Here is a 15,917-nt window from a genome sequence, read left to right as displayed (position 1 = left end):
GGGCTTTTTTCGTGCCGACGGCGCTTGCGCGCCGCATATCATGCAGCCGTCACGACGAGGCGTTCGGGTGCGAGCACGCCGTTGGCCTTGCGAGCCACGCCGAGCAGGCGTACCGCGTCGTACACGCGCACACGCTCGCCCTCCGCCGCGTCGATCGAATCGAGCGCCGACAGCGGCAAGCGCTGGCCGTGCAGGAACCGCTTCGCGCAGGCTTCGTCGAGACGCACCAGCGGAAACGTCGACAACAGCGCGTCGACCGGCTGGAGCCACGCGTCGCGCGCCGCTTCAGCGGCATCGGACAGCGCGTCAAGCGTCACCGCGTGTTCGAGCGTCAGCGCGCCGACACCCGTGCGGCGCAGCATCGTCAGATGCGCGCCACAACCGAGCGCTTCACCGATATCTTCGGCGAGCGTGCGCACATACGTGCCCTTGCTGCAGGTCACACGAAACGTCACGTCCGGCAGTTCGCAGGCCAGCAGGTCGAGCGCATGGATCGTCACGTTGCGACCTTCCCGTTCGACGGTCTGGCCCGCGCGCGCATATTCGTATAGCGGCTTGCCGTCGCGCTTGAGCGCCGAATACATCGGCGGCACCTGCACGATCTCGCCGGTAAAGCGCGCGAGTGCCGCCTCCACCGCCGGCCGGTCGCATTCGACGGCGCGCGTGTCGAGCACGTCGCCTTCCGCGTCGCCGGTGGTCGTGCGCACGCCGAGACGCATCGTCGCTTCGTAGGTCTTGTCCGCTTCCAGCAAGTCCTGCGAGAACTTCGTGGCCTCGCCGAAGCACAGCGGCAACAGGCCCGAGGCCAGCGGATCGAGCGTACCGGTATGGCCGGCTTTCTTCGCGAGGAGCAGGCGCTTCGCGCGAATCAGGGCGTCGTTGCTCGACAGACCGACCGGCTTGTCGAGCAGGAGGACGCCGTCCAGCGCGCGCCGCGGCACGCGTGGACGCTGGGGGGCTGCAGTCGTCATAGGGCGCGCGCGCTCAATCGTCCTTCGCGGGCACGTCGGCTTCGTCGTCGTCCTTCGCGCGTGTCGAGTTGGCTTCCTTGATCAGACGCGACATTTCCACGGCCTTCTCGATCGTCTGGTCGTAATGGAAATGCAGCGTCGGCACCGTATGAATGTGCAGGCGCTTGAACAGCAGGTTGTGCAGGTGGCCCGACGCATGATTCAGCGCTTCCTGCGTCTTGTCCGGATCGCCGGTGAGCGCCGTGAAATAGACCTTCGCGTGCGCATAGTCCGGCGTGAGTTCGACGCTCTGGATGGTCACGATACCGATGCGCGGGTCCTTGACCTCGCGCATGATGAGTTCGGACAGATCGCGCTGAATCTGGTCGGCAATCTGAACGTTGCGATTGGGGGAAGTACGTTTCCTGGACATGATCGATCCGTGATCCGTTTATCAGGATAAAGCGGCGCGCCGTTGGCACGCCACCATGAAAATGGGCGGGACAGGCCCAAGCCTGCCCCGCCCCATGAGCCGATACGCGACGATTACAGCGTACGTGCGACTTCGGTCACTTCGAAGACCTCGAACTGGTCGCCTTCGATGATGTCGTTGAAGTTCTTCACCGACATACCGCACTCGAAGCCTTGCTTGACTTCCTTCACGTCGTCCTTGAAGCGCTTCAGCGATTCGAGTTCGCCCGTGAAGATCACGACGTTGTTGCGCAGCACGCGAACCGACGACGAGCGCTTGACGATACCGTCGGTGACCATACAACCGGCAACCGTACCGACCTTCGGCACCTTGAACACCTGGCGCACCTCGACCATGCCGGTCACGACTTCGCGCTTCTCCGGCGCCAGCATGCCCGACATCGCGGCCTTCACCTCATCCACTGCGTCGTAGATGATGTTGTAGTAGCGAATGTCGATACCGTTCGCTTCGGCCAGCTTGCGCGCCTGTGCATCCGCACGCGTGTTGAAGCCGATGATGACCGCCTTCGATGCCGTTGCCAGGTTGACGTCGTTCTCGCTGATGCCACCCACCGCGCTGTGCACGATCTGCACGCGCACTTCGTCGGTCGACAGCTTGAGCAGCGACTGCACGAGCGCTTCCTGCGAGCCCTGCACGTCCGCCTTGATGATGAGCGGCAGGTTCTGCACTTCGCCTTCGCCCATCTGCTCGAGCATGCTTTCCAGCTTCGCGGCCTGCTGCTTCGCCAGCTTGACGTCGCGGAACTTGCCCTGGCGGAACAGTGCGATTTCGCGCGCCTTGCGCTCGTCCGGCAGCACGATCACTTCCTCGCCTGCACCCGGCACTTCCGACAGACCCTGGATTTCGACCGGAATCGACGGGCCGGCTTCCTTCGTCGGCTTGCCGTTCTCGTCGAGCATCGCGCGCACGCGGCCATAGGCCGTGCCTGCCAGCACGATGTCGCCGCGGTTCAGCGTACCGGACTGCACCAGGATCGTCGCGACCGGGCCCTTGCCCTTGTCCAGCTTCGCTTCGATCACGATGCCCTTGGCCGGCGCCTCGACCGGTGCCTTCAGTTCCAGCACTTCGGCCTGCAGCAGCACGTTCTCGAGCAGGTCGTCGATACCGGCGCCCGTCTTGGCCGACACCGGCACGAACGGCGAATCGCCACCGTATTCTTCCGGCACGACGCCTTCCGCGACCAGTTCCTGCTTGACGCGGTCCGGGTTCGCTTCCGGCTTGTCGATCTTGTTGATCGCCACGACGATCGGCACGCCACCCGCCTTCGCGTGGGCGATGGCTTCCTTCGTCTGCGGCATCACGCCGTCGTCGGCAGCCACCACCAGCACCACGATGTCGGTCGCCTTCGCGCCGCGTGCACGCATTGCCGTGAACGCCTCGTGACCCGGCGTATCGAGGAACGTGATGACGCCGCGCGGCGTTTCGACGTGGTATGCGCCGATGTGCTGCGTAATGCCGCCCGCTTCGCCCGCTGCGACCTTCGCGCGGCGGATGTGGTCGAGCAGCGAGGTCTTGCCGTGGTCGACGTGACCCATCACCGTGACGACCGGCGGACGCGGCAGTTGCTCCGCATCGGTACCGGTCTCACCTTCGACCAGCAGCGCTTCCGGATCGTCCAGCTTCGCGGCAACCGCGCGGTGGCCCAGTTCCTCGACGACGATCATCGCCGTTTCCTGGTCCAGCACCTGGTTGATCGTGACCATCTGGCCCATCTTCATCATCACCTTGATGACTTCGGAGGCCTTGATCGACATCTTGTGCGCGAGATCGGCAACCGAGACGGTTTCCGGCACGTGCACTTCACGCACGATCGGTTCGGTCGGTGCCTGGAACGTCGATGCGCTGTCCTGGTGACGGCCACGACCCTTCGGGCCGCCGCGCCAGCCGCGGTCGACGCCGCCGCTCGAGTCGCCGCGCGTCTTGATGCCACGGCGCTTGGCCGCGTCGTCCTGCCAGCCACCCTTGCCGCCGCCCGGCTTCTTGTTGCGGTCGCCCGCGCCTGCCGGCGCCTGCGTCGTCGCCGGCGCTGCGCCGGCCGGCTTCTTCACGGCCGGACGTGCCTGCGCGCCTGCGCCTGCCGGCTTGGCCGGCTTGTGCAGCGTGCCCTTCGCTTCGGCCGGCTTCGGCGGTTCCACCGGCTTCGGCGGCTCGACTGCCTTGACCACGGCCTTGCGCGGCGTGTTCATCATTTCGCGGATCGCGCGTGCTTCGGCTTCTGCCGCCGCGCGACGCTTGCTGATCTCTTCCTGCTCGGCACGCGCCTTGTCCGCCGCCTCGCGTGCAGCATCCTCGGCCTTCTTCGCCGCTTCGCGCTGGGCCGCACGTTCGGCGGCCGCGCGTGCTTCGTCCTGCGCGGACTGTGCACCGACTGCTTCCTGCTGGGCCTCGGCGGCCTGCTGGGCAGCAGCCTGCTGCGCCGCTGCGGCTTCGGCCGCGGCACGCTTCGCCGCCGCTTCTTCCTCGGCACGGCGGCGCTCGGCTTCGGCCGCTTCCTCGCGGGCGCGGCGCTCGGCTTCCTCGCGCTCGAGGCGCTCCTGGCGCTCGCGCAGCTCCTGCGCCTGCTTCTCGAGCAGTTCGGCCTCGCGACGCGCTTCTTCCTCGCGACGCTTCAGTTCTGCATCGTCGTCCGCTTCGGCGACCTGCGCCTGACCCTGTTCCGCACCCTCGGCCACGTCGTCGCGCTTGACAAACGTACGCTTCTTGCGGACCTCGACCTGAATGGTGCGAGCCTTGCCCGTCGCGTCAGACTGCTTGATCTCCGACGTATGCTTGCGGGTCAGCGTGATCTTGCGCTTGTCGCCGTCGGTTGCGCCGTGCGACTTGCGCAAATGATCGAGCAGACGCGCCTTGTCCGCCTCGGACAGCGCATCGTCTTCACTCGCTTTCTGGACGCCCGCTGCCTGCAGCTGTTCGAGCAGCACACCAGCAGGCATTTTCAGTTCCGCGGCAAATTGGGCTACGTTGTTACTCGCCATTCATTCCTCTTAGTGCAAGGACCGATTCCTTGCGGTTAGCATCGGGTCAGGCCATACGGCCGCCATCAAATCAGTGCGCCATGGTCATTTCTCACTGGAACCAGTGTTCACGTGCTTTCATGATCAACGCCTTAGCGGCATCCTCTTCCATCCCGGTCATGTCGACCAGTTCATCCACGGCCAGCTCGGCGAGATCGTCGCGCGTCTGCATGCCGCGTTCGGCCAGCTTCGCGAGCAACTCCGGCGTGATGCCGTCGAGGCCCTTCAAATCCAGCGCTGCGTTTTCGACCTTTTCTTCGTTCGCGATCGCCATCGTCAACAGTGCGTCGCGTGCGCGGTTGCGCAGCTCGTGCACGGTGTCCTCGTCGAACGCCTCGATCTCGAGCATTTCGTTGAGCGGCACGTAAGCGATCTCTTCGAGGCTCGTGAAGCCTTCGTCGATCAGGATGTCGGCAACTTCTTCGTCGACGTCGAGACGCGCCATGAACAGCGAACGCAGTCGGTCGCGCTCCTCACCCTGCTTCAGGGCGGATTCGTCCGGCGTCATGATGTTGATCTGCCAGCCGGTCAATTCGCTGGCAAGGCGAACGTTCTGACCGCTGCGGCCGATCGCGACAGCCAGCTCGTTCTCGTCGACGACGACGTCCATCGAGTGCTTTTCTTCATCGACGACGATCGACTGGACGGCTGCCGGCGCGAGCGCGCCGATCACGAACTGGGCGGGATCCTCGGACCATAGCACGATGTCGATGTTTTCGCCACCGAGCTCGTTGCGCACGGCCTGCACGCGGGAGCCGCGGATGCCGACGCAGGTGCCGATCGGATCGATCCGCTTGTCGTAGGCGATCACGCCGATCTTCGCGCGCACGCCCGGATCGCGAGCGGCTGCCTTGATCTCGAGCAGACCCTGCTCGATTTCCGGCACTTCCATCTCGAACAGCTTCATCAGAAACTCGGGCGCCGTGCGCGAGAGTTCGATCTGCGGGCCGCGCGCGGTGCGGTCGACCTTCGCGATGTATGCACGCACGCGGTCGCCCACGCGCAGGTTTTCCTTCGGGATCAACTGATCGCGACGCAGCAGCGCCTCGACACGGCCCGATTCGACGATGAAGTTGCCCTTGTCGAGGCGCTTCACCGTGCCCGTCATGATCTTTTCGCCGCGCTCGAGGTAATCGTTCAGGATCTGCTCGCGTTCGGCATCGCGCACCTTCTGCAGGATCACCTGCTTCGCGGCCTGCGCACCGATACGGCCGAACTCGATCGACGGCACCGGCTCCTCAATGAACTCGCCGACTTCGACGTCGGGCTTCTGCTCACGTGCTTCGAACAGCAGGATCTCGCGATCCGGCTCCTGCAAGCCTGCCTCGTCGGGCACGACGAGCCAGCGACGGAAGGTTTCGTGCTCGCCGCTTTCGCGATCGATATGGACGCGGATTTCGGCGCCTTCGTCGAACAGCTTCTTGGAAGCGGAAGCGAGCGCAGCCTCGAGGGCGCCCAGCACCACATCCTTGTCGACGTTTTTCTCGCGCGCCAGCGCATCCACCAGCATCAACACTTCGCGACTCATTATTTGCGGCTCCTAAAGTCAACTTGCGGAATCAGGCGGGCTTTGTCGATATCGGCCAGCGTGAAATCCAGCATGGCCGCCTCGCCCTTCTTCCTCTCAAATTCCAAACCGATCGTTTCGCCATTCGGCGCGTGCAGAATGCCCCGGTACGTCTTGCGCCCGTCCAGCGGCTTTTTCAAGGTCACGGAAACTTCGCTGCCGGCGAAGCGCTCGAAGTCGGCCAGCTTCTTCAACGGGCGGTCGAGCCCCGGGGACGAGACTTCGAGCCGTTCGTAATCGATGTTTTCGACCGTCAAGACGTGCTGGAGCTGACGCGTGACCTTTTCGCAATCTTCGAGCGAGATGCCGGCAGGCTGATCGATATAGATGCAAAGCATGCCGCGCCCGGTGCGCTCGAGATCCACCAGCTCGTAGCCGAGCCCGGTGACCGTGGTTTCTATCAGTTCCGTCAGTTGCACAGTGTCCTCTCAGGTGTTCGCGCCCGCCGCTCGCGATTCACCCGCGGGCGCGCGCCTTAGCCGGCGCAGGAAGCGCTACCCGAGATGCCTAACCGTTTCAGCAAAAAAAAATGGGCGGAACGCCCATCTTCTTACTGGTGGTCGCACCTGAGCCGCACATTGAATCCGTACGCCCAGCGACTCCGCGATTATAGCGATTTTTGGCGCAAACGCCAAGCCAGCCGGTAAAAGCAGCGTCCAGCCCGCCTTTACCGACTAAAAATGCGAAACCGGACTGTCCGACCAAGCGGCACAATCCGGCAGCGCGATATATACAGTCAAAAGCAACCCACGCAAGGCGAAGTGCCGACCCAACCGGACTCACGTCGATTTCGCCGGCACACCGGCGACTTCACGCCGCCGTACGCCAGAAACGCTCAGCGACCGCGCGAGCGATTGCGTTGCGGACGCTGGCCGCCGCGCGCACCGCCACCACCACCGCCGTTGCCGGCGCCTTCGGCGCGATTGCCGTTGGGATTACGGTTGCCGCCCTTGCCGCCGCCGCGCTTGGCGCCAGCGCCTTCACGCTTGGGGCCTGCGCCATACGACGCGCGATTGCCGTCGACATCGCGACCGCCACCCGAGCGGTTGCCATGGCCCGACGGCGAAACCGGCAGGCTGCCGTAGCCGCTCAGGCCCGGCAGACCCGGGGCGCCGCGCCGGCCGCCACCGCGACGCGGCTGGTCGAGCTGACCATGCGCCGTCAGCACCGGCTCGCGGCCGATGAAGCCCATCGACGTCTGCATCGGATCCGGCTGGCGGCGCTCGGCCTGCCCGCTACCACCGCGCTTGCCCTTTTCCTCGGACGGCGCCTTCAGGCCGACGGTCGCCATCAGCTTGCGCACCTGCGCCTCGTCGAGCTCTTCCCAGCGACCACGCTTCAGGCCGCGCGGCAGCGGGATCGGACCGTGGCGCGTACGGATCAGGCGGCTCACCATCAGGCCGGCCGCTTCGAACATCCGGCGCACTTCGCGGTTGCGGCCTTCGGCCAGCGCAACGTGATACCAGTGGTTCGTGCCTTCGCCGCCGCCGTCGCGGATGCGCAGAAAGTTCGCCGGGCCGTCATCGAGCTCGACACCATGCAGCAGCTTCTGCCGCATCCCTTCCGACAGCTCGCCGACGACGCGCACCGCATACTCACGCTCGACGCTGTAGCGCGGATGCATGAAGCGGTTCGCGAGATCGCCCGACGTCGTCAGCATCAGCAGACCTTCGGTGTTGAAGTCGAGTCGGCCCACCGCGAGCCACTTCGCCGTCTTCATCGGCGGCAGGCGGTCAAACACCGACGGACGACCTTCCGGGTCCGCGTGGCTGACGATTTCGCCCGTCGGCTTGTGGTACAGCAGCACGCGCGGCGGCTTGTTCGGCAGCTTGCGCTTGACCGGCTTGCCGTTGATGCGGACCTGGTCGGTCGGCATGATGCGCTGGCCGATGTGCGCGGGCTCACCGTTCACCGACACGCGGCCGGCGACGATCAGCTCTTCCATTTCGCGGCGCGAGCCCATGCCGGCTTCCGCGAGCACCTTGTGAAGCTTCGGTGCGTCGTCGTCCGGCGACAGCACGCGCTTGTTCGTCGGCTGGCTGCGGCCGCGGCGCAGCATCGGCGCACGCACGCCGCTGCCGCCCGCCGAGTTGTCCGCGTCGAATGCAGGCGACGTCACATACGCGAACAGATCGTCTTGCGACGCTGCGTCGCCGTCGGCCTTCGCCGCGCCGCCTTCGGCCTTCGCCGAACCGCCGCGCCGTCCCTGACCGCCTTGCCCGCCCTGAGCACCCTTGGCCGCGCCTTCGCGCTTGCCGGCCGGCTTGCGGCCGCCTTTGGCCGCGCCTTCCTTGCGCGGCGCACGCGCGGGCTGCGCTTCCGCCGCCTCGGCCGGCTGCGCGTCCGCGCCTTCGCCGCCCTGCGACTCGCCATCGCCCTTCGACTTGGCCGCCGCGCGGCGACGCGCTATCAGGCTGCGCGGGCCACGCCGCAGGCCACGGCGGGGACGCTCGTCACCACCCGCGGCCGGAGCGTCCTGCTCCGGCGCATCGTCGGCACGCGCGGCCTGCACGGCAGGCGCGGACGATTCAATATCGTGGATATCAGTCAAAACAACCTCAAAATGTCAGGTCTCGCGCCCGACTCGGGCGCGGCAAGAAGTCGGCCGCGATCAGGCGCGGCGCTGTTCGGGTTCTGCTTCGTCGTCCGGCAGCGCGTCGGCGCCGATGGGCGCGCTGGCACTGCGTACGGCATCGGCGAGGCTGTCGGACGTATCGTCCAGCAACTCGCCGTCCGCGGGACGGGAGCGTGAGGCGTCGGCCTGGCCAGCCTCGCCCGGCATGTCGCCGGCCGCTTCCGCTCCGTCTCCGGCAACCACGTCGGCGGCCGGCTTGCGATCTTCCTCGTTCCATTCCGAGCGCAGCGGCTCGGGCTGCCCGCCGGCCGGCGCTGCTTCGGCGCCGCCCTGTTCCATCTGAACGCGATCAGCTTCCAGCGTATCGCGGTTCGGCATTTCCTGCGTCGACGTAACTTCCGTTGCGGCGTCGCCCGGCAATTCATCCGGCTGCATGTGCGGCTCGTCGGCCGCCGCTTCGCCGGCTTCCGGCATCGCGTCCGCCACCGGCGCTTCGCCGTCGAAATCCATCGCCTGCTGCGCGAGCAGCGCGGCCTCGATGTTCGCGGCCGGCTCCTCGAGCGCCGGCAGGTCGTCAAGCGCCTTCAGGCCGAGATCGTCGAGGAACTGCTTGGTCGTCGCGTACAGCGCCGGACGGCCCGGCACGTCGCGATGCCCGATCACCTCGATCCAGCCGCGATCCTCAAGCTGCTTGACCACCTGCGTATTGACCGTGACGCCGCGAATCTCTTCGATGTCGCCGCGCGTGACGGGCTGCCGATACGCAATGATCGCGAGCGTTTCGAGCACCGCGCGCGAATATTTCGGCGGCTTCTCGGGATGCAGTCGGTCCAGATAATGGCGCATCGCCGGCTTGCTCTGAAAGCGCCATCCGGTTGCCAGCGCCACCAGTTCGACACCGCGGCCGGACCAATCCTGTTTCAGATCTTCGAGCAACGTGCGGACCGTGTCAGCCGACACGCCGTCGGCAAAGAGCTTGCGCAAATCGCCGAGCTTCAGCGGTTCCTGCGCGCAGATCAAAGCAGTCTCGAGGACGATCTTCGCCTCTTGGGTATTCATGCAGCTAGGCCAGACCCTGTGGTCAAACGAACCGGATCAACAAACAGACGAAAGGAACGGAAGACGCGCTCGCCCGATTCTGATCGGTCATATTGATGGGAGCACGAACCGGGGGCGGCGAACCAACTTCAAGCCAGGCCCAAACCGGACGGAACAGCACGGCTCAACGACGGAACCGCGTGACTGAACGCCATCTTACGCAAAATTGCCCTGTGCGTAAAGATGAGCCGAACGGCCCGCCGCCCGCACGCCGCAGGCGCTTCGTCCCCGTTTCAATGCAGGCCCGCGCCGCGCGCAAGGAACGCCCGCAAGCGCTCGACGCCCGCATCGAGCCGCGCCGGATCGCACGCGTAGCACCAGCGCACGAACCCTTCCCCCTCCGGACCGAAGGCGCGTCCCGGCGCCAGTCCGAGCCCGGCCTCGCGCACCAGCGACTTGCAGAACGCGAGACTGTCGTCCGCGCCCGGCAAGCGCAGGAACAGGTACATCGCGCCAGACGGAGGCGGCACGTCGACGCCCGGCAACGTGCGCAGCGCGGCAACCAGATGGTCACGCGCGCCGCGCAGTGCGGCGACGAACGACTGCACGAACGGCTCGCCGTCGCGCAGCGCGACTTCGCCCGCGGCCTGGATGAAACCCGGCGCGCACGACGTGTTGTATTCGACCAGCTTCGACAGATCGCCCATGACCGATGCCGGCGCGACCAGCCATCCGAGCCGCCAGCCCGTCATCGCCCAGGCCTTCGAAAACGAATTCACGACGATTACCCGCTCGGCGCGCGACGCGATATCGAGGAACGATGGTGCGCCGTCCGTGCCGAACGCGAGCCGTTCGTACACCTCGTCGGCGACCACCCAGATGCCGTGGCGCCGGCAATGAGCAAGCACGGCCCGTTGGTCGTCGCGGGACATCGTCCAGCCGGTCGGATTGTTCGGCGAGTTGACGAACAGCATCCGCGTGCCGGGCGTCAGCGCCGCGAGCAGCCGGTCGACGTCGAGCCGCCAGCCCGCATCGCGATGGCGGAGCGGCACGCATTCGACTTGTGCACCGAGGATCTTCGGAATCTCGACGAGGTTCGGCCAGAGCGGCGTGACCGCGACGACGCGATCGCCCGGACCGACCAGCAACTGCGCGGCCAGCATCAGCGCGCTCACGCCCGAACTCGTCACGGCGATCGTATCGGCCGCCGTCGCGCCGTGACGTGCGCTGACGTAAGCCGCAATTGCGTTGCGCAGCGGTACCGTGCCGAGGTTGTGCGTATAAAAGGTTGCGCCGTCGCGCAGCGCCGCGGCAGCCGCGTCGCGAATGAATGCCGGCGTCACGCGATCGGATTCACCGAACCAGAACGGCAGCACGTCGGACACGCCGAAGCCGGCGTTCGCCACTTCCCTGATCAGCGACGGGCGCAGCGCCTGGACTGCGCTGCGTGCCGCCGGCTCGCCCGTTGCCGGGCCGACATCTGCGGAATGCGTCATCGAGAACCGCCACCGAGGAACACGATCCGCGTAGTGTACCGGCGTGCACGCCGGATCCGCACCCTCAGTCGAGATCCTCGGCCCTCGCCGGCATCTGGCGCGCGAGCTCCCAGATCGCCTGCGCGGCGGGCGACAGCGAGCGGTCGCGGCGGCGCACCAGCTCGACCGTGCGTTCGGTACGTGGCGTCAGTGGCCGCGCGACCAGCGTCGATCCGGCCGGCAGCGGCAGCGACAGCCACGGCTGCACGCTCACGCCGACGCCGGCTTCGACGAGTCCGAATACCGTCGCCGAATGCCCGAGCTCCTGCATGACCGTCGCATTCACCCGATGGGCGGCCAGCGCGGCGTCGATCAGCGGCCGGCTTCCGGACGCATGGTCGAGCAGGACGAGACGCTCGCCGTCGAGCGCCGTCCACGGCACCTCGGCCCGCGCCGCGAGCGGATGATCGGCGCGCGCGACCAGGCAGAACGAGTCGGTCATCAACGGTTCGCACACGAGATCGGCAACCGTGAGCGGCCCGATGACGACGCCGAAATCGACCTCGCTCGACTTCACCTTGCGCAGCACGTCGCTTTGCACGTCGTCACGCAGGCCGAGCGTGACGAACGGGAACTGGCGCTCGCACGACGCGACGACGCGCGGCATCAGCCGGCACGCGATCGTCGGGCTCGCGGCAACGATCACGCGCCCTCGCCGCTGCTCGCCGATCTCGCGAATCTCGCGCAGCGTGTCGTCGAGATCGTCGATCAGGCGGGACACGCTCGCGATCAGGTTCGCCCCGACGTCGGTCAACTGCACGTCGCGCGTCGTCCGGTCGATCAGCTTCAGCCCGAGCTCGGCCTCGAGTTCGCGCACGCAACGGCTGACCGCGGACTGCGTGAGCCCGATCTCGTCGCCCGCGCGGCTGAAGCTCCGGAGCCGCGCAACCTCGATGAATACGCGAAGCTGGCGCAGCGTAACGTTCATCCCCTCACCTCATCAATCGTCGATACCGATGCGCGATTTTAATGCGCGAGATCGGCTTCGATGTGCGAATCCGGCACCGGCCGCACATGTTTCGCTGCGGTGCAATATCCGCGCTAACGCACGTGGCACGGGCGAATTGCACAAGATTGGTGATTGTCCTGATTTGCTGGCGGGCTATTTTGGCGTCTTATACGCCCCTAGCTGACTTAGCCGTTAGCCCGCTGCCAAGCGGCTCTCGAGGGAATCGCCTCCGACGTGGCACATATCGTGCTTTATCTGGCGCACAGGGCGCAGGTTTAGTCGGGCGGAAGGCAGAAACGCCGCTGCCGGCCAACCGGACGCCCCCACCCGGCACTCGACGCTCGAGTGCTTGAAGAGTGCGCGGCGCAGGGCAGCGCACCGGAGTTAGCTTCGCTGAGGTGAGGACATGATGCTGTTCGACGATTTGAGAGATAACGAGTGGGCGCTGGTCGAGGGTCTGTTTTGCTCGGAACCCGCACGCAGTGAACGGCGCGGCCGTCCCCGCGTGGAGGCCCGTTCGGTGGTAAACGCCGTGCTGTGGGTACTGTCGACGGGTGAAGGCTGGTCGAAGCTGCCGGGCCGCTATCCGTCGCCGCCGACCTGCCGCCGTCGCTTCGACGAATGGCAGGCAGACGGCACGCTCGCCGAAATCGTCAAGCGACTCGGCACGAGCGGCCGCCAGATCTCGCTGCGCGGGCGCATCGGGGCGAGCGCGACGAAGCCGCCCGCACCGCCGAGCCGCGACCGGCTGCGCGGCGCCTTCTGGACCAACCCGGAATCCTGGCGCGCCCCCGTGAAGATGGCGTAACGCATGAATGCTCGATCGGGCGGCTTCGGCCGCCCGGTTTCTTTCAGCGCCACGCGCCTTGCACGGCGCCCGCGCCGTCGTCGATTACCGCTGTCGTGCCGCGATACATCTATTTACCATTATTTACAGCAGGCCTGCACTCCCACGCTTACCTTAGCGAAATATCAACAAGCCGCGCCGATGGCTTGAAGGGAGCCCCGCCATGAAACCAATGTCACTGCTCGTCGCATGCGGCATTGTCATTTCGCTGGCGCTGACCGCCCCCGCTCGCGCCGACGATCGCGCGAAGCCGCCCCACCGCCAGCAGGATCATCGGAACACCCTTCGCCAGCAATCTCCCGTCACGCCACCCAACCGGCAGACCGTGCCGCGCGGCGATTTGCGCGGAGACATCGCCAGCAACGCGCGTGCGCGCATTGGCTCGCAGCCGTCCGACCTGCCGCGTCATCCGTAGTCCGCAGGATTTCGTCAAAGAAAATTACCGGATTCGGGAACTGCTCGACATGCGACGAGTCACATCTGTTGCCATGAGCACAGCGTGGCAACAGCAAAAGTATCCGGTACGCCCGTATCCTCGCGATACGGGCTTTTTTTTGGGATGCCGCCAGTGGGCGGCACGCGAGAGCAAGCGTGCACCGCTACAGGCGGCTTTCGAGAATCGCCACGGCGCTCGCTTCGCTCAATGCGTAGTCGTCCATACGGCGATCGGTCCAGGAAAGTAATTTCTCGTCGCGCTCGAGGCGCGCGCATTCGGCCCGACCACTATCGGTCAGCACGGCGATATCGACCGGCGCATGAAAACCCGGTGCAGGTGCAACGGTCTTCTGCCTGACCGTGTCCATCAGCCCCAGCGACCGGAGATACTCGAACACACCCGGGCGGCGCGCCCACGGTACCTGGCGGTACTGCACTCGTCTCAATGCGTCGAGCACCGCTTCGTTGGAATACGTGGCCATCTCGATTCTTTCTTAAAGTGCAGCGACAATGCGAAGCGGCGCGCCGGGCGGGAGCTCCGCCCGCCGATACCGCCACCGATTCTGGAGGCCGACGTTCGGCGTCGCGTCAGGGCCGGATCGTCAGCCGTCCATAAAAAGACACCATACCCCAATCAAATTGATTCTGTTCGATTCATTTGTACTTCTCTTCATCGGTTTCATGCTCTGCCGCAAGCGGCGGCGACTCATCGCGATCGCGAGCATTGCGCTGTTCTGGCTGCTCGCGACAGGCTGGCTCGCCGCGCCGCTCATCGCGTGGACCGAGGCAGGCGTGACACCGGTCGAGCAGCCCGACATGCACGGCCGGACCACGCTGATCATCATCGGCGCCGGCACGCGGCGCAGCGACACCGGCCTGCGAGCGCCTCCCGACGGGGAAGCACGCATCCGCACGACCGCGGCGCTCTACCGCACGTGCCGGCAGCAGGCCACCCGCTGCACCGTGGTGATGTCGGGCGGCGACCCGCAACATCACGGCGAAACCGAGGCGGCCGTCTACGGGCGCCGGCTGGTCGCGGAGGGCGTCACTTGCGGCGACCTCGTTCTCGAGCCGAACAGCCGTACCACCTACGAAAATGCGAAATTCACTGCATCTATACTACGCTCACAACATGACGACACGCGCATTCTCGTCGCGTCGTCCTATCAGATGCGCCGCGCATTGCTCGATTTCCGCCGTTTCGGCATCGATCCGCAACCCGTTTATTCGAACCGCCGGCGCGCGCAAACGGGCTGGCTACCCCGTTGGCGCAATCTGGAAGACGCAGATCAGGCGTTGCACGAGCTGATCGGCATCGCGCAATTCCACGTCTATCGATGGCTCGGCTGGTTTTGATGGCAATGCGTGCGCCGAAGGCGAAAACGACGAAACCGCCCGGGATGGCATGCACATGACGGAATGCCCGAAGTGTTGCGCGACTTCAACGGGGCCTTGCGCTGCGCCGCGATCCGATGCACATTGATCCGTCACTTTTGTTACACTCGACACGCACTCGATTGCAGTCGCCAGACGAAACGGCAACATTCGGGTTCATCACCACTTAGCGGAGGTAAAGCAATGAAGAAGACGTCCCTGGCTATTCTGGTCGCGATGTCGGCGCTGACTGGCGCAGCGTATGCGCAAGAGAGCACGCAAATCCAGACCATCACCGACCCGGCCAAGATCGCCGAGATCGAGCAGCGCGCACAGGCACTGCAACAGCAACAAGCAGCCGAGGCCACACAGCCGGCGGCGCAGGAAGAGCAACACCACGGCAAGAAGGCTGCTCACCACAAGGCAGCGAAGAAGGCTGGCAAGAAGGCCGCCAAGGCCGCTCCGGCAGACGCTGCCAGCCAGTAAGTTCGGCGGCACCGCACAAGCGAAAAAGCCGAATCCGGGCAACCGGGTTCGGCTTTTTTGGTTGCGGCGCCCGCGCGCTGTGCTAAAGTCGCGCACCGAAATTTTCCACCCGTGCGCACCCCGGTGCGGAGGACAGCATGAGCAACATTCAACTCGACATCGAGTGGACCGAAGCAGCCACTCGCAAGATCAAACAACTGATGCCGCGCGGCTCGGAGGACGCCTTCCTCGCGCTGCCGCCGATCGAGTGCCTGCCGATGGAGGGCGACGTGCTTTTCCTCGGCCCGCAAGGCAAGCAGCAACCGTTCATCGTCGCTGAACGCCAGTATCACCACGACGGCGATGCCGACTGGACGATCATCCTGATTCTCGACGTACCCAGCGCGTCGCACTGACGCGTCGCGGCGGCCGGCAACGCGCCCGGCCGCACCACCCTGCTCACGCGAGCTTCGGCGGCACGCGGTTCCCGGGTCGATCGATCCAGTCCGCGGCCGTTTCGCGATTAGGCGGGACGCGCATACACGGCCAACGCGACCTGGCTCCACCGGCGCTCGGTGGATACGAACCACGCCGCCCCCGTTACTATCTTCACGCCCCGATAATTGGGGCTTTGGCCAGCCAGGCCCGGCATGATTCTCGCCCCCAGTCGCAGTC

The 15,917-nt window shown here is 65.8% G+C and carries 14 protein-coding genes and 1 pseudogene; 5 read left to right on the top strand and 10 right to left on the bottom strand.

Going from position 1 to position 15,917, the window contains the following annotated elements; all coding sequences use genetic code 11:
* Nucleotides 1-38: 38 nt before the first annotated feature.
* From truB to DIE23_RS31270, 9 genes are all read right to left on the bottom strand, one after another.
* Complete coding sequence (truB, locus tag DIE23_RS31310) at nt 39-971, bottom strand: tRNA pseudouridine(55) synthase TruB (protein WP_124615696.1); 933 nt, start codon at nt 969-971, stop codon at nt 39-41.
* 13 nt (nt 972-984) lie between these two features.
* Nucleotides 985-1,383 (bottom strand): 30S ribosome-binding factor RbfA, encoded by a 399-nt coding sequence (rbfA, locus tag DIE23_RS31305; protein ID WP_124615695.1) that lies wholly within the window; start codon nt 1,381-1,383, stop codon nt 985-987.
* Nucleotides 1,384-1,496: 113 nt separating this feature from the next.
* Nucleotides 1,497-4,418: a translation initiation factor IF-2 gene (gene infB / locus DIE23_RS31300; protein WP_124615693.1), complete on the bottom strand. Its 2,922-nt coding sequence runs from the start codon at nt 4,416-4,418 to the stop codon at nt 1,497-1,499.
* A 91-nt stretch (nt 4,419-4,509) separates the two neighbouring features.
* Nucleotides 4,510-5,985, bottom strand: coding sequence for a transcription termination factor NusA (gene nusA / locus DIE23_RS31295; protein ID WP_124615691.1), 1,476 nt, complete (start codon nt 5,983-5,985; stop codon nt 4,510-4,512).
* Nucleotides 5,985-6,443 carry a ribosome maturation factor RimP gene (rimP, locus tag DIE23_RS31290; RefSeq protein WP_014897219.1) on the bottom strand — a complete coding sequence of 153 codons (459 nt, stop codon included), beginning with the start codon at nt 6,441-6,443 and terminating at the stop codon, nt 5,985-5,987. The genes nusA and rimP overlap by 1 nt, the downstream gene beginning before the upstream one ends.
* Before the next feature lie 416 nt (nt 6,444-6,859).
* Entirely contained in the window at nt 6,860-8,575 is a 1,716-nt protein-coding gene (gene rluB / locus DIE23_RS31285) for a 23S rRNA pseudouridine(2605) synthase RluB (protein WP_124615689.1), read from the bottom strand.
* A gap of 60 nt (nt 8,576-8,635) precedes the next feature.
* Nucleotides 8,636-9,658, bottom strand: a complete 1,023-nt coding sequence (scpB, locus tag DIE23_RS31280; RefSeq protein WP_124615687.1) for an SMC-Scp complex subunit ScpB — start codon at nt 9,656-9,658, stop codon at nt 8,636-8,638.
* Between the two features lie 272 nt (nt 9,659-9,930).
* Nucleotides 9,931-11,133 (bottom strand): pyridoxal phosphate-dependent aminotransferase, encoded by a 1,203-nt coding sequence (locus DIE23_RS31275; protein WP_124615685.1) that lies wholly within the window; start codon nt 11,131-11,133, stop codon nt 9,931-9,933.
* Between the two features lie 64 nt (nt 11,134-11,197).
* Complete coding sequence (locus tag DIE23_RS31270) at nt 11,198-12,100, bottom strand: LysR family transcriptional regulator (protein ID WP_124615683.1); 903 nt, start codon at nt 12,098-12,100, stop codon at nt 11,198-11,200.
* A gap of 430 nt (nt 12,101-12,530) precedes the next feature.
* Here DIE23_RS31270 and DIE23_RS31265 point away from each other — a divergent pair.
* Nucleotides 12,531-12,926: pseudogene (locus DIE23_RS31265) on the top strand (transposase); the annotation flags it as partial.
* A 205-nt stretch (nt 12,927-13,131) separates the two neighbouring features.
* A complete protein-coding gene (locus tag DIE23_RS31260; protein ID WP_124615680.1) occupies nt 13,132-13,383 on the top strand; it encodes a hypothetical protein in 252 nt (83 codons plus the stop codon).
* A 184-nt stretch (nt 13,384-13,567) separates the two neighbouring features.
* Here DIE23_RS31260 and DIE23_RS31255 read toward each other — a convergent pair whose 3' ends face one another.
* Entirely contained in the window at nt 13,568-13,885 is a 318-nt protein-coding gene (locus DIE23_RS31255) for a hypothetical protein (protein WP_059510817.1), read from the bottom strand.
* Between the two features lie 157 nt (nt 13,886-14,042).
* Here DIE23_RS31255 and DIE23_RS31250 point away from each other — a divergent pair, with 157 nt between their 5' ends.
* The 3 genes from DIE23_RS31250 (at nt 14,043) to DIE23_RS31240 (ending at nt 15,658) form a co-directional block, all read left to right on the top strand.
* On the top strand, nt 14,043-14,759 hold the full coding sequence (locus DIE23_RS31250) for a YdcF family protein (RefSeq protein WP_124615766.1): 717 nt from the start codon (nt 14,043-14,045) through the stop codon (nt 14,757-14,759).
* A gap of 222 nt (nt 14,760-14,981) precedes the next feature.
* Nucleotides 14,982-15,263, top strand: a complete 282-nt coding sequence (locus DIE23_RS31245; RefSeq protein WP_124615678.1) for a hypothetical protein — start codon at nt 14,982-14,984, stop codon at nt 15,261-15,263.
* A gap of 137 nt (nt 15,264-15,400) precedes the next feature.
* Entirely contained in the window at nt 15,401-15,658 is a 258-nt protein-coding gene (locus DIE23_RS31240; protein ID WP_096506837.1) for a DNA-binding protein, read from the top strand.
* Nucleotides 15,659-15,917: the final 259 nt, after the last annotated feature.

The organism is Burkholderia sp. Bp9143 (assembly GCF_003853645.1).
Lineage (GTDB): Bacteria > Pseudomonadota > Gammaproteobacteria > Burkholderiales > Burkholderiaceae > Burkholderia.
Note: the sequence above shows the minus strand (reverse complement) of the source record. Positions and strands in the feature narration are given on the sequence as shown.

Excerpts from the sequence above, each read along its gene's own strand:
- DIE23_RS31275 (WP_124615685.1), bottom strand. The coding sequence starts at position 11,133 with ATGACGCATTCCGCAGATGTCGGCCCGGCAACGGGCGAGCCGGCGGCA.
- DIE23_RS31255 (WP_059510817.1), bottom strand. The coding sequence starts at position 13,885 with ATGGCCACGTATTCCAACGAAGCGGTGCTCGACGCATTGAGACGAGTG.
- nusA (WP_124615691.1), bottom strand. The coding sequence starts at position 5,985 with ATGAGTCGCGAAGTGTTGATGCTGGTGGATGCGCTGGCGCGCGAGAAA.
- DIE23_RS31245 (WP_124615678.1), top strand. The coding sequence starts at position 14,982 with ATGAAGAAGACGTCCCTGGCTATTCTGGTCGCGATGTCGGCGCTGACT.
- DIE23_RS31240 (WP_096506837.1), top strand. The coding sequence starts at position 15,401 with ATGAGCAACATTCAACTCGACATCGAGTGGACCGAAGCAGCCACTCGC.
- truB (WP_124615696.1), bottom strand. The coding sequence starts at position 971 with ATGACGACTGCAGCCCCCCAGCGTCCACGCGTGCCGCGGCGCGCGCTG.
- scpB (WP_124615687.1), bottom strand. The coding sequence starts at position 9,658 with ATGAATACCCAAGAGGCGAAGATCGTCCTCGAGACTGCTTTGATCTGC.
- rbfA (WP_124615695.1), bottom strand. The coding sequence starts at position 1,383 with ATGTCCAGGAAACGTACTTCCCCCAATCGCAACGTTCAGATTGCCGAC.
- DIE23_RS31260 (WP_124615680.1), top strand. The coding sequence starts at position 13,132 with ATGAAACCAATGTCACTGCTCGTCGCATGCGGCATTGTCATTTCGCTG.
- infB (WP_124615693.1), bottom strand. The coding sequence starts at position 4,418 with ATGGCGAGTAACAACGTAGCCCAATTTGCCGCGGAACTGAAAATGCCT.
- DIE23_RS31270 (WP_124615683.1), bottom strand. The coding sequence starts at position 12,100 with ATGAACGTTACGCTGCGCCAGCTTCGCGTATTCATCGAGGTTGCGCGG.